This is a genomic window from Flavobacterium sp. FlaQc-28, from assembly GCF_044007415.1.
In the GTDB taxonomy this organism is placed as follows: domain Bacteria; phylum Bacteroidota; class Bacteroidia; order Flavobacteriales; family Flavobacteriaceae; genus Flavobacterium.
This window is the reverse complement of record NZ_JBIPCM010000007.1, coordinates 225,929-251,115: the sequence shown is the minus strand read 5'-3', so window position 1 is coordinate 251,115 and position 25,187 is coordinate 225,929. Positions and strand designations below refer to the sequence as shown.

Here is a 25,187-nt window from a genome sequence, read left to right as displayed (position 1 = left end):
TTTAATTAAAATGAAATATAGAAATATTATCACAATCGCCTCTGTTTTCTTTTCGCTGGTTTCGTGTAGTCAGGATGAAAATTATATTGGAGGTTCGATTTCAGGAGGCAATTCTGAAATAACAAGTATTTTTCCTGTTCCGCCGGCACAATGGATGGGCACGACTGATCCCTATTACAGTGCAGGTTATACCGGAGATATTATGCCTTTTTTCGATAACGGAAAATTCCATATCTACTTTCTGCATGATGCGCAGAATAAACCTGCCGGAAAAGGATTTCATGATATTCATGAATACCAGAGTACAGATTTGGCACATTTTACTTATGAAGGTCAAACCATTCCGTATGGTACAACCTTAGAACCTGATTTTGCTATTGGCACAGGATCAGTTGTCAAAGTGGGTAATCTTTATTACTTTTATTATACAGGGCACAATGAAAATCCGGCTTTTGTTCAGTCGAATGCCAGAGAAAGTGTGTTGTGTGCAACAAGTAGTGACTTGAAAAAATGGACAAAGGTTCCGTCTTTTAAAATTACAGCTCCGGCGGGATATTACAACTATGATTTCAGAGATCCGCATGTGTTTTATAATGATGAATTGAAAAAATATTCAATGTTAGTAAGCACACAGACAGAACCTGGAAGAAAAGCCGTTTTGCTGCATTTTACAAGCGCTGATCCTGCATCGGGAAAATGGGATGTTGAAGCTCCGATTTATACCACAACGCCTGAAGATAATTATCTGATGATGGAATGTGCGGATATTTTCAAAATGGGAAGCAATTGGTATTTAATTTTTTCGGAGAATTGGAGTGGCAATAAAGGAACGCATTACAGAATTTCATCATCTATAAATGGCCCATGGACAAAACCGGAAAATGACAGGATTGACGGAGAATATTTTTATGCAGGAAAAACAGCTTCTGATGGAAACAAAAGATATGTTTTTGGATGGAATGCCAGAAAAACACCTGAGAATGATTTAGGAAATAAAGATTGGGCAGGAAATATGGTTATTCATGAATTGATTCAGAATTCAGATGGAACTTTAGGAACGCAATCACCGAAATCGGTTAAGGATTTATTTTCGAAAAAGAATGCTACTGCAGAAGTAGATGCAATTTCAGCCAACGCAACAGCCAATAACGGAACCTATTCTTTATCCGGAGAAACAGAAAAAGCAATGGTTACTTTTAAAAGCATTGGAAAGAAAGTTAAAATAAAAGCCGAAGTCACTTTAGCGAAAGCTAGCGGAACAACCGGATTTGTTTTTCATACCAATGATACAGGAAGTTATTATAAAGTGGTTTTGGATATTGCTAATGGAAAAATAAGCGGTTTTAATTCGGCTTCACAGGAAGTAACGCGTTTGCCATTTGCATTTCAGACAAATGTAAAATATGATGTTGAAATAATTGCCGAAGGAAGTGTTATAGTCGTTTACATTAACGGAAAAGCAGCACTTACCAACCGCATTTACGGAAGAGACAAAAATAAATGGGGTTTAATTGCTGAAGGACAAACGAGCACAATCTCAAATCTTCAGATAACGCAACCTGAATAAAAACTAATAATAAAATATTTTAGAATGAATAACGGAAAAAACCTTAAGGCGGTGGCATACGGAGAGGTACTTTGGGATGTTTTTGCCAATGAAAAAAAGATTGGCGGAGCACCATTGAATGTTGCCCTGCGCATGAAAACGCTGGGTTGTGACGTGGCCATGATTAGCTGTGTAGGAAATGATGAAGACGGGAAAGCAATAAAAGATCAAGTGAAACAACTGGGACTTGAAACGGATACAATCGTAATTTCAGAAGATTTCCCGACTGGTTTGGTCAACGTTACCTTAAATGAACGTGGATCGGCAACTTATGAAATCAGTTATCCGTCTGCCTGGGATAAAATTGAATTGAATGATTTAGCAAAAGCAACGGTAAAATCGGCTGATGTATTGATTTACGGAAGTTTGGTTTGTCGCGATAACGTTTCGAGAAAAGCTTTGGAAGAGCTGCTTCAAAATGATGTTTATAAAGTTTTTGATGTGAATTTAAGAAAGCCACACTATACTTATGAAATTCTGCAGGAGTTAATGAACTCTGCAGATTTTATTAAGTTCAATGATGAGGAATTACTGGAGATAGCAGCGACTATGGATTCTCCTTTTACAAGTTTGGAAGATAATATGCGTTTTGTTGCAGAGAAAAACAAGGTAAGAGCTATGTGTGTCACTAAAGGAAAACACGGAGCTTTATTAATGTGGGAAGGAGAACTTTATCAGAATGTGGGATATCCTGTTAAAGTATCTGATACGGTTGGAGCAGGAGATTCCTTTCTAGCAGCTTTAATCACATCGCTGCTTACAGATAAAACACCGCAGGAGGCAATTGATTTTGCGTGCGCGGTAGGGGCTCTAGTTGCCGAGTCTCCAGGGGCAAATCCTGAAATTTCACCTTCTAGAATTGAAAGTCTGATGGAGAAAGTTAAAATCTGATTTTTTTAAGCCTGAAAGAAGTATTGCTCCTTAGGGTTGTAATGTTAATGTTTATCTGTGAAAGCAGGCCTGATGTCTTTTGGCATCAGGCTTTTGTTTTAGTAATTGGAAAGAGTCTAAAACGTAATGCTTATCTAATTGCTGAAAATTTTATAATTGGCTATAACTTGTTTACGCAGAATAAAATTTTAAATTTACTTTTTTGAAAGATTTGGTTTCTGTCCAGTTTGTTACAATAAAAAATATAGTTTTAACTGATTAATAAAAATATTAAAATGAAAAAAGTTATAATTTCATTAGTTGTTTTCTTTGCAATACAAGCCATACAGGCACAGAAAAGTTTTAAGCCCCTTTTTGACGGTAAAACGACAAAGGGCTGGCATGTCTATGGCAAAAAAGCTGCAGGAAAAGCATGGAAAGCAGAAGATGGCATATTACATTTTGATCCCAAAGAAGCACAAGATGGACAAGGAGGAGATTTAGTAACAGATGCTGAATTTAGAGATTTTCATTTAAAATTGGATTGGAAAATAGCTCAGGATGGGAACAGCGGTATAATTTTTTATGTAAATGAGAATCCCGCAAAATACCAAAATACTTATAGTACCGGATTGGAGATGCAAATTTTAGACAATGCAGGTCATCCAGACGGAAAAATTCTTAAACATCGAGCAGGAGATTTGTATGATTTAATTCAAAGTAAATCAGAACCTGTAAAACCAGCAGGAGAATGGAATACTGCCGAAATTATCAGCAGGAAAGGAAAATTAAGCCTTATTCTGAATGGAGTTACAGTAGTAGAAACGGTTCTTTGGGATGATAATTTCAAAAAAAATGTAGCGGGAAGCAAATTTGCAGATTGGCTGGATTTTGGAACATTCAAAAAAGGAAAAATTGCTTTGCAGGATCATGGAAATAATGTCTGGTTTCGCAACATTGTGATTAAAGAATTAGATTAGTATTATAATGCTCTAGTAGTAAAATTTTTGATGCCCAGATAAAAAATGTTTATAATTACTAATGTATAGCATGATTTGACATTTTGTATGGAAAAATCCTTCCTATGTTTTGAGCTGATGTTTTGCCTGAATTTCATTTTAACCTCTATTTTACTATTATGCTCATACAGTTTTTATGGGTAGAGTGAGTTACTGCTAAAAAGGCTAGATGGTGAATATAAAGAGGGTAATTTAGTTGGGGCAGAAAAAGGATTCCAGTCTCTTCTTAATTTCGATGTAGGTGACAGTAGAGTTACTGCTAATCTGCCATAGCTTTTTGTGATAAAATTGTAGGGAACTCTACCAGCTCCTTTAAACAATTAGGTTAATCTTTTTTTATAAAAACCGTCTTAACTTTTTTCGGTACAATCGGAAGCGATTCCACATGGATTTTTGCCACGATTTTGCCACAGAGATTGAGCAGTTTTAAAAAATTTGAAAAGCGGTATAAAAGAGAAAAACCTGTGAATTCTAGGATTTACAGGTTTTGTTTTTTAGCAAAAAAAAAGTCCTAATCAAAGATTAAGACTTTTAGTGGGGAGAGCAGGATTCGAACCTTAAGCTTGAAACCGCTGTATTTGCCACTTTTATTTATGTCTTGAACCTCTGTGCACCGATTCTGCACCAATTCAAATTTTTACTATTTCAATATTAAATCATGCACGAAATTTTAAATACTAACGAATTAACATGTAGTAGTATTATTCATTTTTCTGTTTGACAAAAATAAGAAAAATACAGAATATTTCCGATTTAGAAATTAAAATTTCTGATGCATAGTGGCTATAAAGGGATCAGTTCCGGTTAAAAAAAAAGACAACTCAAAGAGTTGTCTTAATAAATAATAAAATACGTAAAAATTACTTTTTACAATCTTTCGGAGCACAAGATCCCGAATCGTTATTACAGCAATGCGTTGAACACTTTTCAGTGCAGTTTTTCTTAGTATCAGTTTTTGATAAGCTCGCATAAGCGAAGATACTTCCAGCAGACAATACCAATGCTGCAAGAGTAATGTACATTTTGTTTTTCATAATTTAAATTTTTAATGATTAATACTAACTAAGACGTACTAATCTAAAAATGATGCAAACTTTGTTGATTTTTTTTCTAACAGCTTGAATTTTGTATATATGAAGCTTACGTAGATGGTCTGGTGATCAGCATTTTCCTCCGCTGCACGATTTTTTAGAAGTAACATTCATAACATTTCCACGACGGTCTAACTCAATACTGCAGCAATCTAGAAGCATTTCTTTTAATTTGGATCTGCCTCTTTGGACTCGAGATCGTATTGACGGATAGGCAAGGTTGTATTTTTCTGTTAAATCTTTCTGTTTAATTCCATGAATTTCGCTATCCATGATGATATCCCGATAGTCTTCAGGTAACCGCTCAATGAATTTTATGAGACAACAATCCAGACTTTCTGTATTATCAAAATCTGTTTCATGCATTATTTTTTGCATCATACATTCGGTCAGCTCTGATTTTTTATGATTGGAATTTTTACGGTAATAGTCAATGATGGAATTTCTTGTGATTGTGAAAATCCAGCTTTTTAATTTGCTTTCATCAGTCAGTGATCCTAAATTCTCGTTTATCTTTATAAAAACCTCCTGCAAAACATCAGATGCATCGCCCGTATCATTTATACGGGCCTTAATATAATTGCCCAAAATGATATAAAACTGATTATGAATAGTATTTATCTCCAAATTCATAAATTAAATGTTCTGTTTGTTTAGAAAGCTGGATTAACAACAATTGATTTTATTTCTGAAATTATTCCATACATAGGCAGTTTTTGGAATACATAATAAAATATGAAGAATTGCCATTAGGATAGCTCCCGGCAGTAGATTTATAATTAACAAATTAAAAAAGCTTGGAGATTGATTTATATTAGAAATCATTATTTCTCCATTTTGAAAAGTAAATCTGATGGAGAGATAAACCGCAATTGACGCAAAATGAAACCCATTTACGAATAAATGAACAATATATTCCCAGCGTGGAAGCCCGCCCATAAACTGCCTGCTGTCTTTTTCTATAAAAGCGTCATACCCGAGCACTAGTATATCTAAAAGGACAATGGTTAAGCCTATTACAAAACTAGTATGATTATCTTGTTTCAAGAACAAAAAATAAAGGATTGCCGGAAAGAAAATAGCTCTCAAAGTATGAGTAACGTGCTCAGTTTTACTTTCTTCCCGATTGTGAAGCTGGTATTTGTAAATATGCAGATAAAAGCCATCATACAAGGCCAAGACTGCAAATAGAACAAGAAAGAAGGATGAAATGATAATTGCTGTTTCCATTTTATTTTTAATTGATTATAAAAGCAAAACTATTGGAAAGTATAATTAGCAAAAAGGACAAATGTCCTCGAATTTACTTGGTAATTTCTTTTCTGATCCTGCTCAGCGTCCTGCGTGTTATTCCTAGATAGCTTGCAATATCAGTTACTGAAGCCTTGTTTACAACTGCAGGCTGTTCCTTAAGCATACGCATGTATTTTTCCTTTGCGCTTTCATTGCTCAAAACACTGGCATACTGTTCCATCACCATATACTGCCGCTCAGCAATTGTCCTTCCGATATTCTGCCAGAGAGCACTTTTTTGATAGAGAATCTGCAGGTCATTGTAACTGATTGTTATAAGTTCGGTATCTTCTACAGCCTGAATGGAAAGTTCCGAAGGCTGCTGCGAAATAAAGCTCTTATAGGATGCTGTCAAATTATTTTCTGCACAGAAACAAGAAGTCACTTCTTCGGATTTTTCATTTATGTAATATGTCCTGAGCAGCCCTTTTTTTATAAAAGCGGCTTCATGTGAGGTTTTGCCGATCTCTGCAAAATAACTGTTTCTGGCTAATGTCCTTATTTTGAAATACTGGCTGTAATTTTCAAATTCCTGATCGCTGACAGGGACAATGCTCTTTAAAAATAATTTAAAACTTTCCATAGTAGGTTTTATTTCAATATTTTAATATGCTTTTCTAAGCATAAACGCGTAAATGTCTGGAAGAGGACTTTCCTCAATAGCACGGGCTGTTTTTTCAATATCATAAGGTACTCTTATGAATTCTACTTTAATGCCGTCTTTTTTGGAAAGATTACTGCTTTTTTCAATGGTGATTACTGCATAACAGCAGTCTGGATTTCTATCTTTTGGTTTTCCAACCGACCCTGCATTAATGGCATGAAAATAACTGCCTTTTTTATTAGGATTTTCCAATATGCGATGATAAGGTAAATGAGAATGTCCGCAGATAAGAATGTCTGTATTGGAATCAAGAAAGATGTTAGTGAAATCTTTTTCGTTTTTATCCTCAAGCAAATATTCCTTGTTGCTGTAAGGACTCCCATGGACCATCAAAATTTTTATAAGTTTGTTAGCCGTTTGATATTCAAGTTTAATATGGGCAGGAAGAGCAGAAAGATATTTTATCTGCTCTTTGCCCACAATCTGATATGCATAGCTTTCAATGTCATTTGAACCGTCATTGTGTATCTCGACAGCCTTGACATCGTGATTTCCTGCAAGGGTAGGGATATGCTTTTTACGGATCTCATTGATCACGGCATTGGGGCATAAATTGTAGCCTACTAAATCTCCTAAGCAGTAAACAGCATCAATATTCTGCTCTTCAATACTTTTTAAGGTCTGCTCCAATGCGGGGAAGTTCGCATGTATATCCGATATTATTGCAATTCTCATATTTTTTTAAGCAGTTTCTGCAGATACCTGTTTTGTGAAATACTTCTTTCTGAACCAGACTGCAAGGTTTACTAATGCTATAAGAGCAGGTACTTCTACCAAAGGACCTATAACACCTGCAAATGCCTGGCCGCTGTTTATTCCAAACACGCCGATTGCCACGGCAATGGCAAGTTCAAAATTATTTCCGGTGGCTGTAAAAGCTATAGATGTAGCCTTTGAATAGTCAGCCCCAAAATATTTTCCAGTGAAAAAACTGATGATAAACATTAAAGTAAAGTAAATCACAAGCGGTATTGCAATACGCACGACATCCATAGGGATCTGAATAATAAGTTCCCCTTTCAGGCTAAACATTACAATAATTGTAAAGAGCAACGAAATAAGTGTAATTGGCGAGATAAACGGCACGTACTTATTCTCAAACCATTCAGAACCTTTTAAGGCTATCAAAGCATAACGGCTTATGATTCCCAGAGCAAATGGAATACCTAAATAGATACCGACGCTCTCGGCAATCTGTGAAATGCTGATATTGACTTCGAAGCCATCATATCCAAAATAGGGAGGTAGAATGGTTATAAAAATGTATGCATATACGCTATAAAGCAGCACCTGAAAAATACTGTTAAGCGCGATAAGTCCTGCTGCATACTCACGGTTTCCGTCTGCCAGATCGTTCCATACCACAACCATTGCGATACAGCGTGCCAGACCGATCAGGATCACTCCAATCATGTATTCAGGATATCCGTTCAAAAACAGGAGCGCCAATAAAAACATTAAGACAGGGCCTACGATCCAGTTCAGGAATAAAGAAGCGCCTAAGACTTTAGTGTTTTTGAAAACCTGACCCATCTGCTCGTATTTTACTTTTGCCAGAGGCGGATACATCATCAGGATAAGTCCTATTGCCAATGGAATGTTTGTTGTTCCGCTGGAGAATGAATTGATGAAACCTCCGCTTGAAGGAATAAAGTATCCTATTGCCACGCCTATAGCCATAGCAAGGAAAATCCAAAGGGTTAAGAAGCGGTCAAGGAAGCTTAACTTTTTGCGTCCGACGGCTGGTGCACAATTATTTGCTGACATTTTATTTTTTTATTTGTGAGAATACGTAAAACATTTCAGTTCCTATCTGCAGGCTTCGCTCCAGATAAGTTTCCTTCTGCTGAGGCGTTCCGTCAGAAATTTTTGGATCATCAAAAGTGATCGGGATTCTTTTCTCTGCGCCTGCTATAAACGGGCATCCTCCGTCAGCCTGCGAGCAGGTCATTATTGCTGCGAATCCGCTTTCAGGATTGAAATCATCATCATAGGTTTTGGAAAAACAGATGACAGGAAGTTCATCAGCTGAATATTTTATGGAATAAACCGGGTTTGATCCCTCTGAAAGCGTTTTAATCTTAAATCCTGAATCCTTCAAAGTCTCCGCTGCCATCGGGAAAAGGGCAGTAGCCTCTGTTCCCCCTGAATAGCATGAAACGTTTTTGATGCCGTAATAGGTAGCCGCAGTCTGCGCCCAAACCTGCGAGAGGTGGCTTCTTCTGGAATTATGTGTGCAGATTAGGTTTAGTCTGGTTTCCAGCTTGCTGTCCACTTTAGTCTGAATGAAGTCGATTAATGGCTGCAAGACTGCTTTGCGATCTTCGGAGATCTGCTTAAAATCAAATGATTTAACGGTATTCTCAATTTCTGAATATAACATAGTTTTTTGGCTGTAAAGGTTTATTAATTATCTGTTTAATGATTAGCAGCATCCTCCGCCCGGAGTGCATGAATTAGCATTATCAGTATTTAACTGAGATAATTTTACTTTTGGCTTATCAGATGGAATACCGCACTGCTCCTGAGCAAGGCAGGCAGTCTGTTTATTAAGTAAAGTGAAGTTTTTGCCGTTAAAATCCAAATCGTATTTACCGATAGTAGTGTTCTGGTACTCCACTTCAATTTCATTGTCTTCAATTCCCAATACTTTTTCTGAAAGCTCAATGATGTGGATCAGTTTCTGAGGTTTAAGCCTGTGTTCGTAGTCGTTGGCATCCCAAAGCTGAAAATTTACAACCGTTTCTTTTCTTACTGTTCCTCCGCAGTCGATGAAGTTTTTGGTAACCAAGCCTACTTCGGTTACGTGAAAATATTCCGGTACAAATGTGCCGTCCGGCAGTTCAAAATTTACAGCTTCTACTGTTTTAAGCACTTCTTTAATTTCTGAAAGTTTCATAATTTTTTATATTTAGTTAAACTATATTTTTTATTAAATAATAACAGAGCTTCTTCTTTCAAGAAGCGCAGTATCTCTCCAGATACCATTTTGTTTTCCAATTTTCTCCCTTGTTCCAAGTGTCCTGAAACCTGCTTTTTCATGGATGCGGAGACTTGCTGTATTCTCAGGAAAGATCCCTGCCTGAAGTGTCCAGATTCCTTCTGTTTCGCTTTGTCTGACAAGTTCATTTAAAAGGGTAAGCCCGATTCCTTTTCCTGAATGTGCGGGATCGACATATACGCTTACTTCTGCAACCCCTGCATAAACGCAGCGTGAAGAAACAGGGGTAAGGGCAGCCCATCCAATCACTTTCCCATCTTCCTGCATAGTAATTCTGCAGGATTTAAGATGTGAATTGTCCCAGTACTCCCATGAAGGAGCGCTGGTTTGAAAAGTAGCGTTGCCAGTGTCTATTCCTTTTTGGTAGATTAATTCTACCTGCTGCCAGTCTTCAGCTGTAAGTTTTCTAATTTCCATATCTTGTAGATTAACAGCATTCATTTCTCTTTTTAGCAAGATGATTTGATATATGCTCAAAGAACCCTTTTATCTTTTGCAGTCCAGGTTCATTGATACAGTAGCAGATAGAATTTCCTTCAATACTTCCTTTGATTAAGCCGGCATTTTTTAATTCTTTAAGATGCTGTGAAACCGTAGGCTGTGAAAGAGGAAGTTCATTTACAATATCTCCGCAGATGCATGCATCTACTTTTAATAAATATTCCATAATAGCAATACGCGCAGGATGCCCTAGTGCCTTGGCTAAAACTGCCAGTTCATTCTGGCTGTCGGTAAAGTGATCTGTTTTTGTTGCTCCCATTGTTTTATATTTATATTGCAATATTACGATAATGTTTTTGATTAGCAAAATGATATCGGTTATATTTATTTTTTTAAGAAATATTTCAATAAATTATAACCTTATAATAAAATCAAAACCCCCTAAATCAAAAAGCTTTAGGGGGTGTATCAGTTGGAATTATTTGTAAATATTAGTAATTATTTATACTTAATATTAATACTAATAATATCCGAAGTCATATTTGTAGTTCTAGTATAATGACCATAACGAAGTTCCAGCGTATTCCAATGTTTAAGTCCAAAGACTCCATTTAACGGCGTAAACTTCATGCCCATTCCAAAGAAACTACTGTCAAACTTTGACAAATCATAATTACTGGTGTAGTATTCATCGGCTGGGGTATGTTCACCATATGGTTTGAAATACTTCGTTCCGGTTTGAGTATAATATCTATAAAACGGACTCACTGAAAATGCCTGCGTTAATTTTACCGGAATTTCAAGATCAGCGGTATGGGCCTTTAAGCTCCAATCATCGGTATAATATCTGTAATAGGCGCGAATAATTACATTATCTCCGAAAAAATAACTGGCTCTGATTCCCAGTGGAATTTTAAGTCTGGTATCGGGCATTTTTTCCTGATGAACAGAACCATCTTCAAAATAAACCCTGTGAAATGGAAGACTCAAATAACCATTTTGACTGATAACATCTCCTACAAGCATTATCTGCAGGTCTTTGTTTATAACCTGCGAGTAACTCAAAGTTCCTGCAAAAGTATTTCGGTTGGCACTGCCATAACCTTCTTGGCCTGGTGGACGCAGTTCAACCGGTTCAATTAGTTTTAACTGATCGATAAAGGTTTGAAACTTAGCTGTAAATTCTCCGTTTTTGTCTTTTGTTTTTTGTGAAAAACTAATGTTTCCTCCAAAAGACTGGTAATCAAATTCGGTCGATGATGAAACGCCAATTCCCAGTGTTCTTCCTTTTTCTTCGTTTTCTCTCAGATAAGTTAGAGAAGGGTAGAAGCGGTTGTCTGAAGAGGATGCAGATGAATTGGCACTCAAATCAATCATATCTGATGAGGCAGAGGTATAGTGGTCAATACCTGCTTCAATATCAAAGGTATGCTTTATACCCGTTTCTCCGTACTTGACTAACTTAACATCAATAGTATTGGCGATGTCAGTAAGATGCTCAGAACCAATCCCTCCTGTAACAGCTGAATTGTTCCCGTCCTGGCTATAATAACTCGAAACCAGATTTACTTCTTCCAATTTTAATTTTTTGCTTTTATAACTGGTAGAATCAGTAGGAACGTTTTGCGCTCTTGATTGAAATAATGCCAATAAAGCAAATCCTGTTATGAATATTCTTTTCATTTTTAATTTTATGAAAATTAGTTACACCCGCAGCCGCCGCCGCTTTTTCCTGAATTTGCTCCGGAAGCTCCTTCACGGTAGGATTGAAAGCTGAGTTCTGTCTTTTCGATTTTCCTGTTAGAAAGTACCATTTCAGAATCGTTGATTTTTCCTTTTTGGTATTCTTTTACCGAAGTACAGGAGGTGAGTAGAATGCCTGTAAAAGCAATACTACATAATAATACGAGCGCTTTTTGTTTTGGCTTTTTCATTTCAGATTGATGTTTTTTGAAGTGTAAATTTTATTGTTGTCGTCGATAATAATACAATATAGATCCGGAATCTGGTCAATTAGAAACAATCCTGCCTTAATTCCCATAACCGCTATTGGAGTGGCCATTGCATCAGCAAATTCAGCATTTGAAGCGATAATGGTAACACTTTTTATTCCGGTTATTGGAAGTCCCGTTTTGGGATCAATAGTATGCGAATATTTTTTTCCGTTGATGGTTACGAATTTTTCATAATTTCCAGAAGTGGCAACTGCCTTATTAGATATCTCCATATAAGAAAAAGCAGTATTTGGGGCATCAGGATTGGCTACACCAATAGTCCATTTTTGACCGTTTGGCTGTAGTCCCCAGGCACAGAGATCTCCACTGGCATTTATAATACCACTATGAACATTATTTTTAAGCAGTACTTGTTTAGCCATTTCTGCGGCATAACCTTTTCCGATACCACCAAAACCAATTCGCATTCCTTTTTCTTTTAGAAAAACAGTACAATTCTGTTTGTCAAGAATAATATTTCGGTAATCAATAAGGTGAATCATTTTTTTTGCTGTCTGAGGGTTAGGAAGACTGGTCATTGTTTTGTCAAAATTCCACAGACTTTTGTCAAGACTTCCATACGAAATATCAAAAGCTCCTTGTGTAATTTTCGAAATTCCCGTAGCTCTTTCAATAAGATTAAAGACCTCCTGATCTACTTTGACAGGCTCTATTCCTGCATTTTGATTTATCAGATTGGTTTGACTGTCCTCTTTATAAGTAGTGAACAGTTTTTCGATCCTTCTGATTTCTTCAATGGCAAGATTGATATTCTCATTTCCCGTTTTCGCATTTCCGGCTACAACTGTAATAGTAAAGTTGTTTCCCATGAGTTTTAGGGATTGCGAATATTTTTGATTTTTTAATATGTTACTTTTTGCTATCACAGATTGCTTTTATTTCTGCAGTCCATTGTTCAGGTGTAGTTTCAGGTTTGCCGTGCCAGGTTTTGATAACTTTTCCGTCGGCATCCAGAAGAAGGGTAAGAGGAAAACTTCCTTCTTTGTTATAAATTTCGGCTAAATCTTCATTACGTTTTACTTGTTCCGGTGTACCAATATTTTTCTTCTTTCTTGGAAAATCAGCATTTACCAATACTAAATTTGAGTTTGCCATATCACTAAATACCTGGCTCTCTAAATAATCCCTGCGAAGAACAATACACGGACCACACCAATCCGATCCTGAGAAATTGAGCAGAATCAGTTCATGTTTTTCCTTTGCAATTTTTTTCGCATTATTAAAGTCAGGTTCCCAATTTATAGGAATTACTGTCAATAAAAGGAATAAGGTAATTAGTTTCATTTTAAAGTCTTGTTTTAAGGTCTTTACGAAATAACGAATTGTTGTATATCTTATTTTTTTTATTTGCTTAAGATTAGATTAATTTTTACTGGACGAAAAAACAAATCTTTTTAAGGTGTTCAATTAATTTTTAATATTGTCTTACTTCTTCGAGTAAATGTATTAAATCTCTTATTTACGGATAATGACTTACATCACTTTTGAGATTGATGGGGATCATTTGTTTTCCAATCTGCTTTTTTGAATTTTACCTAACTATAAAAAAGGATAATGCTTTGTTTATTATCATTCAAAGCTATAATTTTTAAATTTTTTTGCCATGAAAAAAAATAATGATGTTTTACTTAAAGAAGTAAAAGAAGCGATCAAATGGGAGCCTATTTTAAATTCTAACGACATAGATGTTAGCGTTAATGATGGTATTGTAACCCTTGGAGGTACGGTAGATAATTATACGCAGAAAAAAGAGGCGGAGCAAACTGTTAAAAATATTGCTGGTGTAAAAGCAGTTGTCGACGATGTAAAAGTTGATCTATATTTTTCAGCAATTAAAAGTGATACCGATATAGCTGCATCAGTTGTTAAGGTATTGCGTGAAAACTGGGCCGTTCCTGACCATCTGCTCAAAGTAACAGTAGAGAATGGATGGGTAACACTTGAAGGGATTTTGCACTGGAATTTTCAAAGAAAAGCAGCAGAGAATGCTATTCGTTATTTAGAAGGTGTTAGGGGAGTAATTGATAAAATAAAAATTGAGGCCGAAATAAAAAATGAACTAGAAAAGGAGTTCGTTGAAAAAGCGCTTCGTCGCAGCTGGTTGCTTGATATTGATAATATACGAGTTAGAGTCGATAATAAAACTATTACTCTCAGTGGTATTGTGAGTTCACTATTTCAGAAAGAGGAAGCAGAAAGAATTGCATGGAATACACCTGGTGTATGGTATGTAGATAATGAACTTTTAGTCGAATTTGATTGATTTATGCAAACCTTAAATAAAAAAATATGAAAAGTAATGATATTTTGCAAAGAGAAATTCAGGAAGCGCTCAAATTCGAGCCTTTGCTGCATGCAGCCGAGATTGGAGTTATTGTAAAAGAAGGTGTAGTTACCTTAACAGGAAATGTTGACATGCTTGTTAAAAAAACAGAAGCCCTGCATGCTGCAAAAAAAATTAAAGGTGTAGCAGCAATTGTAGATGAAATTCAGGTTATACTTGAAAAAACTTCCTATACCACTGATCAGGAAATTGCAACTCAAATTGTCACAAAATTGAAAGAGAATCAGGTCGTTCCGCAAAATACGGTTGATATCATTGTAGAAAAAGGCTGTGTAACTGCAGAAGGTATTTTACCATGGAATTTTCAAAGAGAGCTCGCTCTGGAATTAATTAGAAACCAGAAGGGAGTAAGGGAAGTTACCAATAACATTAAACTTAAAAGAGAAGTATTCGATCAGGTAGAGAAAGAATTACTGGAAAAGGCATTACAAAGACATTGGGCGTTTGATACAGATGAGATCGATGTTGAGGTTGCTGGTGCAACTGTACAGTTATCTGGAATCGTTGGGTCAATTTTTCAAAAAGAAGAAGCTGAAAGGATTGCGTATAAAACGACGGGGGTAATCAAAGTTATCAATCATTTAAAAGTGAACCTTGAACAGCCTTATTTGTGTTAAATAATTAATCGATTGAAATTATGACAGAGCAAGAAACTCAAAGTGATAAGTCAGAAATTAAGTTTTTAGAAGGGCCACAGTCGAGATTTGCTGAACTGAAATTTATAATTATTATTTTATGGGAACTGATAAAATCCTTTCGTAAACTCTATTACATTGGTCCTTGTATCACTTTTTTTGGATCTTCTCGTTTTAAGGAAGATCACGTTTATTATGAATTTACCAAAAAGGCTGCAGGTGAATTTGCCAAACTTGGTTTTACAATAATGACAGGCGGAGGACCAGGTCTTATGGAAGCCGCTAATCGCGGAGCAAAAGAAGTGGGTGGGAAGACTGTTGGATGTAATATTAAACTGCCGGTTGATCAAATGCCTAATTCTTATCTCGATAAATGGGTAGAGGCAAAACATTTTTTTATTCGTAAAATACTTTTGGTAAAATATTCTTTTGCCTTTGTAGTTATGCCTGGAGGTTTTGGAACATTAGATGAATATTTTGAAGCACTTACACTTATACAGACAGGCAAGATTAAAAACTTTCCAATAATAATTTTCAATACACAATACCATAAAGCGCTTATTGAGCATATTAATCTCATGAAAAGTGAGGGAACCATTAATGATGCTGATTCGAAATTATTCATGATTACAGATGATATTGAACAGGCAAGGCTTTTTATAATTGAGCATAGCATTAAAAATTATGGATTAAAACCAAAATTTCACCGTACGCCCATTCAATGGATTTAAGGTTTTTAGCTTTTCATTTTACATTTGTAATTTAAAATTTTAGTCTTTTGAAATCTTTTTTAAGCCAAATGGCCCTATTCTTTCTGTTTATGACTATTATGAATTATATTATTGCTAAGCATATCCTGTATAATTAGTTTTCCATATGCATGTGCAAGACTAGTGGTGTTTAAGGGATTAAAGGATTGTGTCTGTACGGAATATTCTAATTTTTGATCTGGCATTGTAAATAGATTACTTTCCCAAAAATAATAGGTATCATTGACATAATATCCTTCCTGGTAGATTTTAGTGTAAATAGCGTTATAGTAAATAGAGAAGTCATTATCATTATATGGGTCTGTCAAATCATACATACTTTTTAGAGCATAGTACTTTTCTTTTTGTTTATTAAGCAATACAATCGTTAAAACGGCAGCTATATCATCTTGCTCTAATTGTTTTATGATCTCTTTTTCATCTTTTCCTTTAAATGCTTCAATGCCATAAAGTTCAATAGATGGAACGGCATCATAACCAAGATTGCAAAGATCGTCAGCAAGATGATTTTCCATTTGCCACTGAAGCGATTTGTCTGATTCTTTTATCAATCCAACTACGACGATACGACCAGTTTTTAAATTTAGCTTCTCCGAGGCCTGCCATGAACTAATTATAGTTGAGCTGGAGCATTGAACTAAAAAAACAGATAATACTATAATGAACCATATACTTCTTTTCATTGTAATTGTTTTTTGATTACCCAAATTCTATTATAGCGTAAGATTATGATTTCAATCTTGGTTGAAAATAAAGACGCTTTTTAAAAAGTAATATTCAGAGATTGTGAACCATTAAAAGATACTAGTGCTATTACGAAAAAGCAGGATTTTTTAAGATATAAAGTATTGGCAGGTTAAATCGTATATCTGATTTTCCTGCCAATTATTATTTTTTAAATACCAGCATCGGGGTTCTGGTATTAAAACCTTTTTCAGAAGTTTTAAGCGGTTGAAATAATTGCTCCAACCAGTTTCGGTTTTCTTTGGCAAACATGGTTATGATAGATGGTTTTATTGTCATAATATCAATCTGTAAGTGTCGTAATAGAGATACTTCCGGATCTAACTTTTTGAAATGAAAAGATACTTTGTCAGACTTAAATTTATGCTCTATTTTATTGAGTTTTTTGTGGACTTCTTCTTCCTGTGTAAAATAATCATAATGGTATACAGCGATCGAAGCATCAAACGAGGCCCCGAATTTTTTAATCAGCGGCATTTCAGTTTCTATTTTTTCTAAATCTGACGGGTATAAAATAGTACTTAATTTTTTTATTCTGTAATGTCTTGGAACAACCAGAAGTGGGATCGGAGAGTCATGTAAGATTCTGGTCGTATGACTTCCCAATAGCTTATTTACAAGACCACCGCCTCTTGTACTCATACAGATATAATCGGCTTTAATTCTTTTGGCACAATTTAGAATGGCTTCGCTTACATCAAGTTTATTTTCCGCAATATAAGTTGTTTTACCTGGTTGTTTATTGGTTTGTCTGTAGAGCGTATGTACAAATTTTATAAGAGCTTGTTCCTGTTTTTTGTTATCTGGCTCCGGAAGACCTACAAAAGTAACAGCTGAAAAAGGATCAATAATAAATGACGTATTTACATATAGAAATGTAAGTTCATAACCTATTTGAGATGCCAGCTGAATAGCAAAACGTACAGCTACTTTGGAGCTATGAGATAAGTCGGTTGTAACAAGTATTTTTTTCATGCTTTCTAGATTTTTGATCGGGTACGAAGCCCTAATTGTTTTAATTAATGACGAATTCGGTTTATTATTATTTTGAAACAAACTTCATTTCATTAACATAAAGATTCATTTTTTTCCAGTGCTTGTGATCGATTGTCGCGGTATCAATATCAGTAGTCCAGTCAAATCCGGGAAATAATTTTAACCTGTTTACAACGCGTTTTTTATATCCGAATGAAAAGCGATCCCCACGCATTTGAAACTCTATATTCTTATTATCATTCGTCACGTTCTTGTATAAAATTGTTTGTGTTTTCCAGTCACCACCCCAAGTAAGGAAGGATTTAATAAAACATAAAACTCCAACAATAATGAATGCCAGTAACTGTGATTTTGATCTTTTTAATTTTCCAAATAACTGGCTTGCTATAAGTACAAAAGTTAAAGCTGCAATAAAAAGGATGATAAAATGAAGTTTTGAATTATTGATATATAATGGAGTATAACGATTCACTAGCGTAAGTGTAGCAGCTATGAGAAACAGAGTATACAGTATTGTAGTTTTCATATTTTCATATTGTTAATAGGATAAAAAAATTAAAATTTATCTAAGTCATTTACTTCAGATTCTTCTTCATACAGATTTGAAGGTGTGTTTAAATCTTTTTCATATTGTTTGCGATCTTTATTGTTTTGTATAAAGATGTAAATCATCACAATTAAAATGACGATGCTCATAAATGTTAATATGATCCAGCTTGGTTCCATGATATTGCTATTTAAGAGTTAGTTTTTTTTTGGTTTTGTCTTATGTTACTAATCAGAATTACAGCAGTGATTGCTGTAATTGTCATTAAGGTTATTATTGTTTTCATAATTTTTAATTTTAAAAATAATTTTTTTAGGAAAAACTATCAAAATGAACCTCTTTATGCATTTTAAAAAACTGGGATAAAAGGGAGAACTTCATCTCCCTTTTAAAGTTATTCTGATATGGCATACTTATGTTCCACAACAAGCTGATTATTGACGGACCAGATTCCCGGGGTTTTCCAAACTATTTTTTCTGCAAGATCTTTTTGAAAAAGTGAAGAAACAGCTCCTGTCAATGTCACGGTTGTACCATCGACTTTAATGAATATGTTCTCAGAGTGCAGTGTCCAATTGCTTTCTAAGGCTTTTACAATATTTTTTTTCTCAATTTCATCCTGTATTTCAGATTTTATTTTGATACGATTGGTTACGCCTTTCACACCTGTAAGATGGCCGACGGATTTATTGGCGGCTTCTTTTTGATAATTCCAGGTTACCTGACCCTCAAGCGTAACCCAGCCTTTTTCAACTTTAATCTGAATCTTTTCCTGAGGTACATTCCAGTTATCTGTTAAAGCCTTCAAGACATCGTTGGCAATATCTTCATCAGACTTGTTATTGCTGGAATATTTGATTTCTATTTCCTCAACAACCGCTTTGACGCCATCAACATTTTTGGCGGCATTTTCAGCCTCAATTTTTTTATAATAAGCGTCTACAGTTCCCATTAGGGTTACTACACCATCTTTTGCAGTTACACCAATTTCTGCGGCATGCAGCTGTGGTTCCCATTTAATGGCGTCTTGAACATCTCTTTGTAATTCTTCATTTGTTTTCATATTATTTTCATTTAGATAGTTGCTTAATTTGAGTTTATAGTGTTTTATTTGTTAGAGGTGAAAAGCTTCGTTCTCTAATAGAGCGCGGTTCTCTTTTTCCTCTATTGAATTTTCTTTAGGAATATGAGTATTAAGTGTGGTTCTCATAATTTCAATGTTGGCATTTGTTTCCTGAGCAAGCAGCACATATTTACGGGCTTTTACTTCGGTTTTATATTTTATGGTTTTGTCTTTTGAAAATCCCATACCTATTAATGGCAACGTAGCTCCCAGAAGTACGGCGACACAGGCATATATAATGGGTATTCTAAAGTAGGGAAGATTGGCAGTGAGGTTGAAAATAAAAAGTAATCCAAACAATAACCCGCATAGCCCTATGGCAAATAATCCGGTAGTACTCCATTTTTCCATTTTATCGTAAATGTTAAAGTATCCAAGAACATTTTGTTCCGTATAGCAATCTTTACCAATTATTGAAAGTTTTGTAATATCGTAACCACTTTTTTTTAATTTTTTGATTGCATCCTCTGCCTGCTGTAGTGATTTATAATGTGCTACGAATAAATGTTGATTTTCCATGGCTGTCATTTTTTTAGTTAGTATAAGATTTTATTAGGTTTTTAGAAATTAGAAGCTTGTGGAACTCTTAAATCTAAAATTTACCGTTAATTTCTTTTGCTATGTAAAATTGCATTAAAGCACAAAGAATAAAAATGATCTGAATCATTTGTAATAATGACTTTTAGCACTTCTGTTTTTAGTTTTTAATTTAGTACCTGATAAAAGATATGTTGGATATCATTTATTTCTAGTGAACAACTAACTAATTTAGTTATTATGAAAACTTCACAGGAATATCAGGTAGATTTGGAATGTCAGCTAAATGGAACTGCAAAAGTAAGTGCCGTTATCTTTAATAATGATATAGAAGTATCATCTTATTCCTGTTTAAAAAATCTCGATGAAAATACGTGGTCAGCAGAACATCTATTTCTCGCCGCCGTAGAAAGTTCTTATATGACTGCATTTTTTAATACAGCCAGACATAAAGGATTAAAATTTAAAAGATTCAAAAGTAGCGCCCGTGCGTCTATACTACTATCAGATGAATTTTCAGAGATAACTGATATTGTTCTAAGACCTATGGCTGTTATTGAGGAAAGTAAAATGATCAACAAAACATTGAAAATTTTCTCAATTTGTAAAGAACATTGTTGGTTTTAAAGGCATTAAAAGTACGACTGCACATCTTTCCATCGGTTAGTCTGGAATAAAAAAGCTATACTTTTTCAATACTTGAAGCCGCTGTTTAAAGCAAAACTTATTTTGTACCTTTAAGATATTATACTGTGATCTAATACATGTACATAACCTATGAATGAAAAGGAACAAGAATTACAGGGACTAAGTATCGAAGAGGTAGTTGATTTTAGAGCAAAATTTGGAATCAATAAGTATAATTATAAAATAGAGAACAGGTTTTTAGCTTTCCTAAAAAGCATTTTTGCAGAACCAATGATTCTTTTATTACTCGTTGCCTCAGGAATTTATTTTATCAATAGTCAATATAGCGACGCAGTATTTCTTACCGTTTCAATTTTACTAATTGCAGCCATATCACTTTATCAGGAAAAAAGAAGCCAAAATGCTTTGGCAAAATTACAGGAATTTACAGAACCTTTGTGCAAAGTTATTCGTGAGGGTAAACAGCAAAATATTAAAACACAAGATATTGTCGTTAGTGATTTGGTAATTGTGGAAGAAGGAGGATTGGTTCCTGCTGATGGAATCATCATGAGTTCAAATGATTTTTCAGTAAACGAATCAATACTCACCGGTGAATCAATGAGTGTTTTTAAAGATAAAGATAAAGAAGATCACAAAGTTTTTTCGGGAACTACAGTTGTCAGCGGATTGGCCATAATTAAAGTAACAGAAATAGGAAATGAAACAAGGCTGGGTAAAATAGGAAGCAGCCTGGAAGCTATTGCCGAAGAAAAGACGCCATTAGAACTTCAGATTGGGAATTTTATAAAAAAGATGGTTTTTGTTGGAGTTCTGATTTTTATTCTGGTCTGGGCTATCAATTATGTCAGATTGGGTAATGTTTTGGGAAGTCTTTTGGTAGCGCTCACCTTAGCAATGAGTATATTACCAGAGGAGATTCCGGTTGCTTTTACAACATTTATGGCATTGGGAGCGCGCAGGTTAATGAAAATGGGCATCGTAGTCAAACAAATGAAAACAGTTGAAACACTAGGCAGCGCCACCATTATTTGTACAGACAAAACGGGAACCATAACTCAGAATAAAATGGAATTAGCGAGTCTTTACTTGCCCTCTGGATTAGACGCAGAAGTTAATACTTTTGGAGAATCAAAAGAAACTGAGGATCTTATAATGACAGCTATGTGGGCAAGTGAACCCATACCTTTTGATCCGATGGAAATAGCACTTCATAATACTTATAAAAAGTTTACAGCTAAAGATTTGACTGCCAACTTTAAAATGATTCATGAATATCCGTTATCAGGTAGGCCGCCCATGATGACTCATATTTTTGAAGATGATGGAGGAAATCGAATTATTGCTGCAAAAGGAGCACCTGAAGCAATTTTTGAAGTTTGCCATCTTACAAACGAAACCAGAGAAATTGTCCTATTGGCTATGGATAAACTAACCGGAAAAGGATACAGGGTTCTTGGAGTTGCTCAAGGCTCTTTGGAAGGAAATAATTATCCTGAAAAACAGCAGGAAATTCCATTTATATTTAAAGGCTTAGTTGCTTTTTATGATCCGCCTAAGGATAATATTTCAGAGGTATTACAGTCTTTTTATAAAGCCGGAATTGGGGTGAAGATTATTACAGGAGATAATGCCCGTACAACAAACGCAATTGCTCAGCAGATCGGTTTTAAGGGATTTGATAAAGCCATTACAGGCGATGAGCTAATGAAGTTGAGTGATTCGGAATTACAAACTAGAGTAATGGATATCAATTTGTTTAGTCGAATGTTTCCCGAAGCCAAACTAAGAATTGTCAACGCTCTCAAAGCAAATGGACAAATTGTAGCCATGACCGGTGACGGCGTAAATGACGGACCTTCACTTAAAGCAGCCCACATCGGTATTGCCATGGGGAAAAAAGGGACAGCTATAGCAAAAGATGCTGCCTCCCTTATTCTGGTAGAAGATGATCTTTCTAAAATGGTAGATGCCGTAGCAATGGGAAGGAGAATTTACACGAATCTAAAAAAGGCAATTCAGTACATTATATCAATACATATACCCATAATTCTGATCGTTTTTATTCCACTTGCTTTAGGATGGATTTATCCGAATATATTCAGTCCACTACATGTAATTCTGCTCGAACTTATTATGGGACCAACCTGTTCGATACTCTATGAGAATGAACCTACTGAAGCCGATACCATGCAAAGAGGACCAAGAGCATTGATATCTACTTTTTTTAAAACAAAAGAATTGATAACGAGTATTTTGCAGGGAGTTGTTATTAGTATTGGAGTATTAAGTATATATCAATGGTCAGTTTACAATCAATGGAATGAAGACACTACACGAAGCATGGTTTTTTTGATTTTGATTACGGCTAATGTTCTACTCACACTGGTAAACCGATCTTTTTATTATTCATTATGGGTAACAGTTCACTATAAAAATTTTATGGTTTCGCTTTTAATAGGCATTACGGTGCTTTTGGTTATACTATTATTTGCAGTACCTTTTTTACGTTCTTTATTTAATTTTGAAATGCCTACAGTTTTTCAGCTTATTGTATGTGTATTGGCAGGATCAGTATCCGTATTATGGTTTGAGGTTCCAAAATATTTTAGAAGGAAATGAAAAATCTTCTAGATTTCTATTTCGGTTCCTATGATCGGAACACTACACTTAAAACCATATCTATCCTGAATTTTAATTCGAAGTTCATCTGCCGGAAGATTTTCTCCATGTACTAAATAAATGCATTTGGGAACATTTTTAAGAGATGAAAGCCAGTTTACAAGATCTTCCTGATCTCCGTGAGCAGAGAGTCCTTCAATCTGAACTATTTTAGCTTCTACGTTGTAGTAGTTTCCGTATATTTTAATTTCATCGGCACCTTCAAGAAGTCTTCTTCCACGAGTGCCCTCTGCCTGATAGCCTACCATTACAACAGTAGTTTTCTCCAGGTCTATATAATGCTCGAAATAGGATAATACTCGACCTCCTGTGGCCATTCCGCTAGCAGCAATGATTACCTTGGGCTGAGGATCTTCAATGATTCGCATAGTCTGTTCGTATTCAGAAACTATTTTAAACATTTTGCACATTTCATGACAGTCATTAGCAGAGAGTTTGTGCCATTGCATATTCTGTAAAAAAATATCCAGGACACTGGCGCCCATCGGAGTATCGAGAATGTAGGGAACATCTGGAATTCTGCCTTCAATTTTAAGTTGCCATATTAAGTACATTATAGATTGTGCTCTTTCTACAGCAAATCCTGGAATAATAACAGTTCCTTTTTGTTCTATAGTGGTATTGATATAGTTTTCAAGCTCTTTTTTTGCATCCAGATCCGGATGAATACGGTTACCATAAGTACTTTCTAAAAAAAGATAATCACCTAGTATGGGTTTTGTTGGCGGAAACATCAAGACATCATCATCACGTCCTATGTCACCTGAAAAAACCAAAGTTTTGCCTTCAAGTATTAGTGTAATAGTGCAGGCACCAATAATATGTCCTGCACCAGTATAAGTAGCAGTAATATCAGAAGAAATGTCTGTTGAAGTATCTGGTTGTAAGATTTTAAAATAGGGAAGAACAGCTTCAGCTTGCTCTAAAGTATAGAGTGGTTCTGCCTTTTCATGTTTAGAATAATGTTCTTTGTTGGCTTTGTTGGCTTCTTCTTCCTGAATTTTAGCGCTGTCTAAAAGAACAAGTTTGGCCACATCTCTAGTAGGAGAGGTGCAATATATTTTACCTGTGAATCCCTGTGCAACCAATCTTGGAAGCCATCCGCAATGATCCAGGTGACCGTGTGTTAGTAGCACATAATCTATTGTTGAGGGCAAAACTGGCAAAGGCTCCCAGTTAAGTTGTCTGAGCGCCTTAAGCCCTTGAAAAAACCCACAATCAATCAATATTCTTATACCATTACTTTCTATGAGTGTCTTTGAGCCTGTTACGGTTCCGGCGCCTCCAATAAATTTTATTTTCATCTTAAATAAGTTTACAAATTTGTGAAGCTTCTTTTAATACATTTCTGATCCGGTTTTCACTAATTCCTATTTTATGAAGACTTTTCGAATCATTAATAAGATCTTTTACAAGTATTTGATCGAGAATAAGCAATTTTTCTTTTTCGACCATTGACAGCGTTGTGAGACATGTAATCGGGTAAAGTCCTCCTTTATCTATTTTATTTTTAATGCTGTTATTTTTAGGATAATCCCAGCTTAAAAGAGTTATTCCACTGCAAATGGCAAAAGTTTCAGCATCTTTAGTAAATCGGTTGTTTGTTACTATTATACAGGAATCTATGTTTTCGCTTCCGCTAAAAATAGTATGCTGTTTAGCTTTGAGATCATTAAATCGGGACAGAATATACATTGGTACTTTTACATCTGAAGCTCCTTCTCTGCTGCTATGAAATTTACATTCAACCATCGACAGCTTGTTTTCTTTTTTCAGTGCCACATCTACTTCATGCGATACACATTTTCCCTGCAGGGTTAGATTTGTTCTTGTTTTGTAACCTTCGGCGGCATAAAGTCTGGATATAAATTTTTCAAAGAAAAAACCTGCCGGACCAAGCATTTGCAATGCGTAGCGCAGGTTATATCGCGCGGCATGTCCGTTTGACGCTTTTTTTAAGATCGCAAATGCCAGTTTATATATTTGCTTGGTAGTTATGCCTTCATACATTTGATTTTGTATCTGTACAAGGCATTCTCTTATAAGATCAGCATCAGCTCCAGATTTTTGAAGAGAAAGTTTTAATTTTTCGATGTCGAACGGGACAACATGACCTGAGTGTTTAATTACTTTCATTATTCAACTTTTTTTACTAAAGTTT

30 protein-coding genes are annotated in these 25,187 nt (G+C 35.2%); 8 read left to right on the top strand and 22 right to left on the bottom strand.

Going from position 1 to position 25,187, the window contains the following annotated elements; genetic code table 11:
- Positions 1-10: 10 nt before the first annotated feature.
- The 3 genes from ACHRVL_RS18065 to ACHRVL_RS18055 all read left to right on the top strand — a co-directional run bounded on the left by ACHRVL_RS18065 (position 11) and on the right by ACHRVL_RS18055 (position 3,456).
- Complete coding sequence (locus ACHRVL_RS18065) at positions 11-1,567, top strand: glycoside hydrolase domain-containing protein (RefSeq protein WP_395414795.1); 1,557 nt, start codon at positions 11-13, stop codon at positions 1,565-1,567.
- A gap of 24 nt (positions 1,568-1,591) precedes the next feature.
- Positions 1,592-2,497 (top strand): carbohydrate kinase family protein, encoded by a 906-nt coding sequence (locus ACHRVL_RS18060; RefSeq protein WP_395414794.1) that lies wholly within the window; start codon positions 1,592-1,594, stop codon positions 2,495-2,497.
- Between the two features lie 275 nt (positions 2,498-2,772).
- Positions 2,773-3,456 carry a DUF1080 domain-containing protein gene (locus ACHRVL_RS18055; protein WP_395414793.1) on the top strand — a complete coding sequence of 228 codons (684 nt, stop codon included), beginning with the start codon at positions 2,773-2,775 and terminating at the stop codon, positions 3,454-3,456.
- Positions 3,457-4,355: 899 nt separating this feature from the next.
- On the opposite strand, the gene ACHRVL_RS18050 is transcribed toward ACHRVL_RS18055, so the two are convergent.
- From ACHRVL_RS18050 to ACHRVL_RS17985, 14 genes are all read right to left on the bottom strand, one after another.
- Positions 4,356-4,529, bottom strand: a complete 174-nt coding sequence (locus tag ACHRVL_RS18050) for a hypothetical protein (protein WP_159436642.1) — start codon at positions 4,527-4,529, stop codon at positions 4,356-4,358.
- 126 nt (positions 4,530-4,655) lie between these two features.
- Positions 4,656-5,219 carry an RNA polymerase sigma factor SigZ gene (sigZ, locus tag ACHRVL_RS18045; protein WP_012026396.1) on the bottom strand — a complete coding sequence of 188 codons (564 nt, stop codon included), beginning with the start codon at positions 5,217-5,219 and terminating at the stop codon, positions 4,656-4,658.
- Positions 5,220-5,252: 33 nt separating this feature from the next.
- Positions 5,253-5,816 carry a hypothetical protein gene (locus ACHRVL_RS18040; protein WP_395414792.1) on the bottom strand — a complete coding sequence of 188 codons (564 nt, stop codon included), beginning with the start codon at positions 5,814-5,816 and terminating at the stop codon, positions 5,253-5,255.
- Between the two features lie 73 nt (positions 5,817-5,889).
- Positions 5,890-6,462: a Crp/Fnr family transcriptional regulator gene (locus ACHRVL_RS18035; protein WP_012026394.1), complete on the bottom strand. Its 573-nt coding sequence runs from the start codon at positions 6,460-6,462 to the stop codon at positions 5,890-5,892.
- 21 nt (positions 6,463-6,483) lie between these two features.
- Complete coding sequence (locus ACHRVL_RS18030; protein WP_012026393.1) at positions 6,484-7,218, bottom strand: metallophosphoesterase; 735 nt, start codon at positions 7,216-7,218, stop codon at positions 6,484-6,486.
- A gap of 6 nt (positions 7,219-7,224) precedes the next feature.
- Entirely contained in the window at positions 7,225-8,310 is a 1,086-nt protein-coding gene (arsB, locus tag ACHRVL_RS18025; protein ID WP_395414791.1) for an ACR3 family arsenite efflux transporter, read from the bottom strand.
- Position 8,311: 1 nt separating this feature from the next.
- Positions 8,312-8,926, bottom strand: a complete 615-nt coding sequence (locus ACHRVL_RS18020; RefSeq protein ID WP_286968979.1) for a low molecular weight phosphatase family protein — start codon at positions 8,924-8,926, stop codon at positions 8,312-8,314.
- A 42-nt stretch (positions 8,927-8,968) separates the two neighbouring features.
- A complete protein-coding gene (locus tag ACHRVL_RS18015; RefSeq protein ID WP_008463724.1) occupies positions 8,969-9,442 on the bottom strand; it encodes a DUF6428 family protein in 474 nt (157 codons plus the stop codon).
- Between the two features lie 33 nt (positions 9,443-9,475).
- A complete protein-coding gene (locus tag ACHRVL_RS18010) occupies positions 9,476-9,985 on the bottom strand; it encodes an N-acetyltransferase family protein (protein ID WP_349678298.1) in 510 nt (169 codons plus the stop codon).
- Positions 9,972-10,304, bottom strand: a complete 333-nt coding sequence (locus ACHRVL_RS18005) for a helix-turn-helix transcriptional regulator (RefSeq protein WP_056199462.1) — start codon at positions 10,302-10,304, stop codon at positions 9,972-9,974. Before ACHRVL_RS18005 ends, ACHRVL_RS18010 begins: the two co-directional genes overlap by 14 nt.
- Before the next feature lie 179 nt (positions 10,305-10,483).
- Complete coding sequence (locus ACHRVL_RS18000; RefSeq protein ID WP_395362947.1) at positions 10,484-11,668, bottom strand: DUF3570 domain-containing protein; 1,185 nt, start codon at positions 11,666-11,668, stop codon at positions 10,484-10,486.
- Positions 11,669-11,685: 17 nt separating this feature from the next.
- A complete protein-coding gene (locus tag ACHRVL_RS17995; protein WP_056191669.1) occupies positions 11,686-11,919 on the bottom strand; it encodes a DUF4266 domain-containing protein in 234 nt (77 codons plus the stop codon).
- Complete coding sequence (locus tag ACHRVL_RS17990) at positions 11,916-12,809, bottom strand: FAD:protein FMN transferase (protein WP_395414790.1); 894 nt, start codon at positions 12,807-12,809, stop codon at positions 11,916-11,918. The genes ACHRVL_RS17995 and ACHRVL_RS17990 overlap by 4 nt, the downstream gene beginning before the upstream one ends.
- 40 nt (positions 12,810-12,849) lie before the next feature.
- On the bottom strand, positions 12,850-13,284 hold the full coding sequence (locus ACHRVL_RS17985; RefSeq protein WP_395414789.1) for a thioredoxin family protein: 435 nt from the start codon (positions 13,282-13,284) through the stop codon (positions 12,850-12,852).
- A 319-nt stretch (positions 13,285-13,603) separates the two neighbouring features.
- Here ACHRVL_RS17985 and ACHRVL_RS17980 point away from each other — a divergent pair, with 319 nt between their 5' ends.
- The 3 genes from ACHRVL_RS17980 to ACHRVL_RS17970 are packed head-to-tail and all read left to right on the top strand — an operon-like array spanning position 13,604 to position 15,710.
- Positions 13,604-14,263: a BON domain-containing protein gene (locus ACHRVL_RS17980; RefSeq protein WP_194655990.1), complete on the top strand. Its 660-nt coding sequence runs from the start codon at positions 13,604-13,606 to the stop codon at positions 14,261-14,263.
- Between the two features lie 26 nt (positions 14,264-14,289).
- Complete coding sequence (locus tag ACHRVL_RS17975) at positions 14,290-14,961, top strand: BON domain-containing protein (protein WP_395414788.1); 672 nt, start codon at positions 14,290-14,292, stop codon at positions 14,959-14,961.
- A 20-nt stretch (positions 14,962-14,981) separates the two neighbouring features.
- On the top strand, positions 14,982-15,710 hold the full coding sequence (locus tag ACHRVL_RS17970; RefSeq protein ID WP_395414787.1) for a TIGR00730 family Rossman fold protein: 729 nt from the start codon (positions 14,982-14,984) through the stop codon (positions 15,708-15,710).
- 74 nt (positions 15,711-15,784) lie between these two features.
- Here ACHRVL_RS17970 and ACHRVL_RS17965 read toward each other — a convergent pair whose 3' ends face one another.
- The 6 genes from ACHRVL_RS17965 to ACHRVL_RS17940 all read right to left on the bottom strand — a co-directional run bounded on the left by ACHRVL_RS17965 (position 15,785) and on the right by ACHRVL_RS17940 (position 19,678).
- On the bottom strand, positions 15,785-16,432 hold the full coding sequence (locus tag ACHRVL_RS17965) for a hypothetical protein (protein ID WP_286968989.1): 648 nt from the start codon (positions 16,430-16,432) through the stop codon (positions 15,785-15,787).
- Between the two features lie 205 nt (positions 16,433-16,637).
- Positions 16,638-17,468 (bottom strand): universal stress protein, encoded by an 831-nt coding sequence (locus ACHRVL_RS17960; RefSeq protein WP_286968991.1) that lies wholly within the window; start codon positions 17,466-17,468, stop codon positions 16,638-16,640.
- 67 nt (positions 17,469-17,535) lie between these two features.
- Positions 17,536-18,015 carry a hypothetical protein gene (locus ACHRVL_RS17955; RefSeq protein WP_286968992.1) on the bottom strand — a complete coding sequence of 160 codons (480 nt, stop codon included), beginning with the start codon at positions 18,013-18,015 and terminating at the stop codon, positions 17,536-17,538.
- Between the two features lie 29 nt (positions 18,016-18,044).
- Positions 18,045-18,215 (bottom strand): hypothetical protein, encoded by a 171-nt coding sequence (locus tag ACHRVL_RS17950; protein WP_157849131.1) that lies wholly within the window; start codon positions 18,213-18,215, stop codon positions 18,045-18,047.
- Between the two features lie 215 nt (positions 18,216-18,430).
- Entirely contained in the window at positions 18,431-19,099 is a 669-nt protein-coding gene (locus ACHRVL_RS17945; protein ID WP_286968994.1) for a BON domain-containing protein, read from the bottom strand.
- Between the two features lie 51 nt (positions 19,100-19,150).
- Positions 19,151-19,678, bottom strand: coding sequence for a hypothetical protein (locus ACHRVL_RS17940; RefSeq protein ID WP_286968995.1), 528 nt, complete (start codon positions 19,676-19,678; stop codon positions 19,151-19,153).
- A 258-nt stretch (positions 19,679-19,936) separates the two neighbouring features.
- Between ACHRVL_RS17940 and ACHRVL_RS17935 the strand changes: the two genes are divergently transcribed.
- Positions 19,937-20,323 (top strand): hypothetical protein, encoded by a 387-nt coding sequence (locus tag ACHRVL_RS17935; protein ID WP_395362937.1) that lies wholly within the window; start codon positions 19,937-19,939, stop codon positions 20,321-20,323.
- Positions 20,324-20,473: 150 nt separating this feature from the next.
- On the top strand, positions 20,474-22,966 hold the full coding sequence (locus ACHRVL_RS17930; RefSeq protein WP_395414786.1) for a cation-translocating P-type ATPase: 2,493 nt from the start codon (positions 20,474-20,476) through the stop codon (positions 22,964-22,966).
- A gap of 8 nt (positions 22,967-22,974) precedes the next feature.
- Here ACHRVL_RS17930 and ACHRVL_RS17925 read toward each other — a convergent pair whose 3' ends face one another.
- The gene (locus ACHRVL_RS17925; RefSeq protein ID WP_395414785.1) at positions 22,975-24,330 is read right to left on the bottom strand and encodes an MBL fold metallo-hydrolase; all 1,356 of its coding nucleotides are present in this window, start codon (positions 24,328-24,330) and stop codon (positions 22,975-22,977) included.
- A gap of 1 nt (position 24,331) precedes the next feature.
- Positions 24,332-25,162: a restriction endonuclease gene (locus tag ACHRVL_RS17920; RefSeq protein ID WP_099719227.1), complete on the bottom strand. Its 831-nt coding sequence runs from the start codon at positions 25,160-25,162 to the stop codon at positions 24,332-24,334.
- Positions 25,163-25,187 lie beyond the last annotated feature (25 nt).

Excerpts from the sequence above, each read along its gene's own strand:
- ACHRVL_RS18010 (WP_349678298.1), bottom strand. The coding sequence starts at position 9,985 with ATGAATGCTGTTAATCTACAAGATATGGAAATTAGAAAACTTACAGCT.
- ACHRVL_RS17950 (WP_157849131.1), bottom strand. The coding sequence starts at position 18,215 with ATGGAACCAAGCTGGATCATATTAACATTTATGAGCATCGTCATTTTA.
- sigZ (WP_012026396.1), bottom strand. The coding sequence starts at position 5,219 with ATGAATTTGGAGATAAATACTATTCATAATCAGTTTTATATCATTTTG.
- ACHRVL_RS17970 (WP_395414787.1), top strand. The coding sequence starts at position 14,982 with ATGACAGAGCAAGAAACTCAAAGTGATAAGTCAGAAATTAAGTTTTTA.
- ACHRVL_RS17940 (WP_286968995.1), bottom strand. The coding sequence starts at position 19,678 with ATGGAAAATCAACATTTATTCGTAGCACATTATAAATCACTACAGCAG.
- ACHRVL_RS18000 (WP_395362947.1), bottom strand. The coding sequence starts at position 11,668 with ATGAAAAGAATATTCATAACAGGATTTGCTTTATTGGCATTATTTCAA.
- ACHRVL_RS17930 (WP_395414786.1), top strand. The coding sequence starts at position 20,474 with ATGAATGAAAAGGAACAAGAATTACAGGGACTAAGTATCGAAGAGGTA.
- ACHRVL_RS17920 (WP_099719227.1), bottom strand. The coding sequence starts at position 25,162 with ATGAAAGTAATTAAACACTCAGGTCATGTTGTCCCGTTCGACATCGAA.
- ACHRVL_RS18005 (WP_056199462.1), bottom strand. The coding sequence starts at position 10,304 with ATGGGAGCAACAAAAACAGATCACTTTACCGACAGCCAGAATGAACTG.
- ACHRVL_RS17955 (WP_286968992.1), bottom strand. The coding sequence starts at position 18,015 with ATGAAAACTACAATACTGTATACTCTGTTTCTCATAGCTGCTACACTT.
- ACHRVL_RS18065 (WP_395414795.1), top strand. The coding sequence starts at position 11 with ATGAAATATAGAAATATTATCACAATCGCCTCTGTTTTCTTTTCGCTG.
- ACHRVL_RS17995 (WP_056191669.1), bottom strand. The coding sequence starts at position 11,919 with ATGAAAAAGCCAAAACAAAAAGCGCTCGTATTATTATGTAGTATTGCT.
- ACHRVL_RS18015 (WP_008463724.1), bottom strand. The coding sequence starts at position 9,442 with ATGAAACTTTCAGAAATTAAAGAAGTGCTTAAAACAGTAGAAGCTGTA.
- ACHRVL_RS18040 (WP_395414792.1), bottom strand. The coding sequence starts at position 5,816 with ATGGAAACAGCAATTATCATTTCATCCTTCTTTCTTGTTCTATTTGCA.
- ACHRVL_RS17935 (WP_395362937.1), top strand. The coding sequence starts at position 19,937 with ATGAAAACTTCACAGGAATATCAGGTAGATTTGGAATGTCAGCTAAAT.
- ACHRVL_RS17965 (WP_286968989.1), bottom strand. The coding sequence starts at position 16,432 with ATGAAAAGAAGTATATGGTTCATTATAGTATTATCTGTTTTTTTAGTT.
- ACHRVL_RS18030 (WP_012026393.1), bottom strand. The coding sequence starts at position 7,218 with ATGAGAATTGCAATAATATCGGATATACATGCGAACTTCCCCGCATTG.
- ACHRVL_RS18055 (WP_395414793.1), top strand. The coding sequence starts at position 2,773 with ATGAAAAAAGTTATAATTTCATTAGTTGTTTTCTTTGCAATACAAGCC.
- ACHRVL_RS18050 (WP_159436642.1), bottom strand. The coding sequence starts at position 4,529 with ATGAAAAACAAAATGTACATTACTCTTGCAGCATTGGTATTGTCTGCT.
- arsB (WP_395414791.1), bottom strand. The coding sequence starts at position 8,310 with ATGTCAGCAAATAATTGTGCACCAGCCGTCGGACGCAAAAAGTTAAGC.
- ACHRVL_RS17925 (WP_395414785.1), bottom strand. The coding sequence starts at position 24,330 with ATGAAAATAAAATTTATTGGAGGCGCCGGAACCGTAACAGGCTCAAAG.
- ACHRVL_RS18060 (WP_395414794.1), top strand. The coding sequence starts at position 1,592 with ATGAATAACGGAAAAAACCTTAAGGCGGTGGCATACGGAGAGGTACTT.
- ACHRVL_RS17975 (WP_395414788.1), top strand. The coding sequence starts at position 14,290 with ATGAAAAGTAATGATATTTTGCAAAGAGAAATTCAGGAAGCGCTCAAA.
- ACHRVL_RS17960 (WP_286968991.1), bottom strand. The coding sequence starts at position 17,468 with ATGAAAAAAATACTTGTTACAACCGACTTATCTCATAGCTCCAAAGTA.
- ACHRVL_RS17985 (WP_395414789.1), bottom strand. The coding sequence starts at position 13,284 with ATGAAACTAATTACCTTATTCCTTTTATTGACAGTAATTCCTATAAAT.
- ACHRVL_RS18035 (WP_012026394.1), bottom strand. The coding sequence starts at position 6,462 with ATGGAAAGTTTTAAATTATTTTTAAAGAGCATTGTCCCTGTCAGCGAT.
- ACHRVL_RS17945 (WP_286968994.1), bottom strand. The coding sequence starts at position 19,099 with ATGAAAACAAATGAAGAATTACAAAGAGATGTTCAAGACGCCATTAAA.
- ACHRVL_RS17980 (WP_194655990.1), top strand. The coding sequence starts at position 13,604 with ATGAAAAAAAATAATGATGTTTTACTTAAAGAAGTAAAAGAAGCGATC.
- ACHRVL_RS17990 (WP_395414790.1), bottom strand. The coding sequence starts at position 12,809 with ATGGGAAACAACTTTACTATTACAGTTGTAGCCGGAAATGCGAAAACG.
- ACHRVL_RS18020 (WP_286968979.1), bottom strand. The coding sequence starts at position 8,926 with ATGTTATATTCAGAAATTGAGAATACCGTTAAATCATTTGATTTTAAG.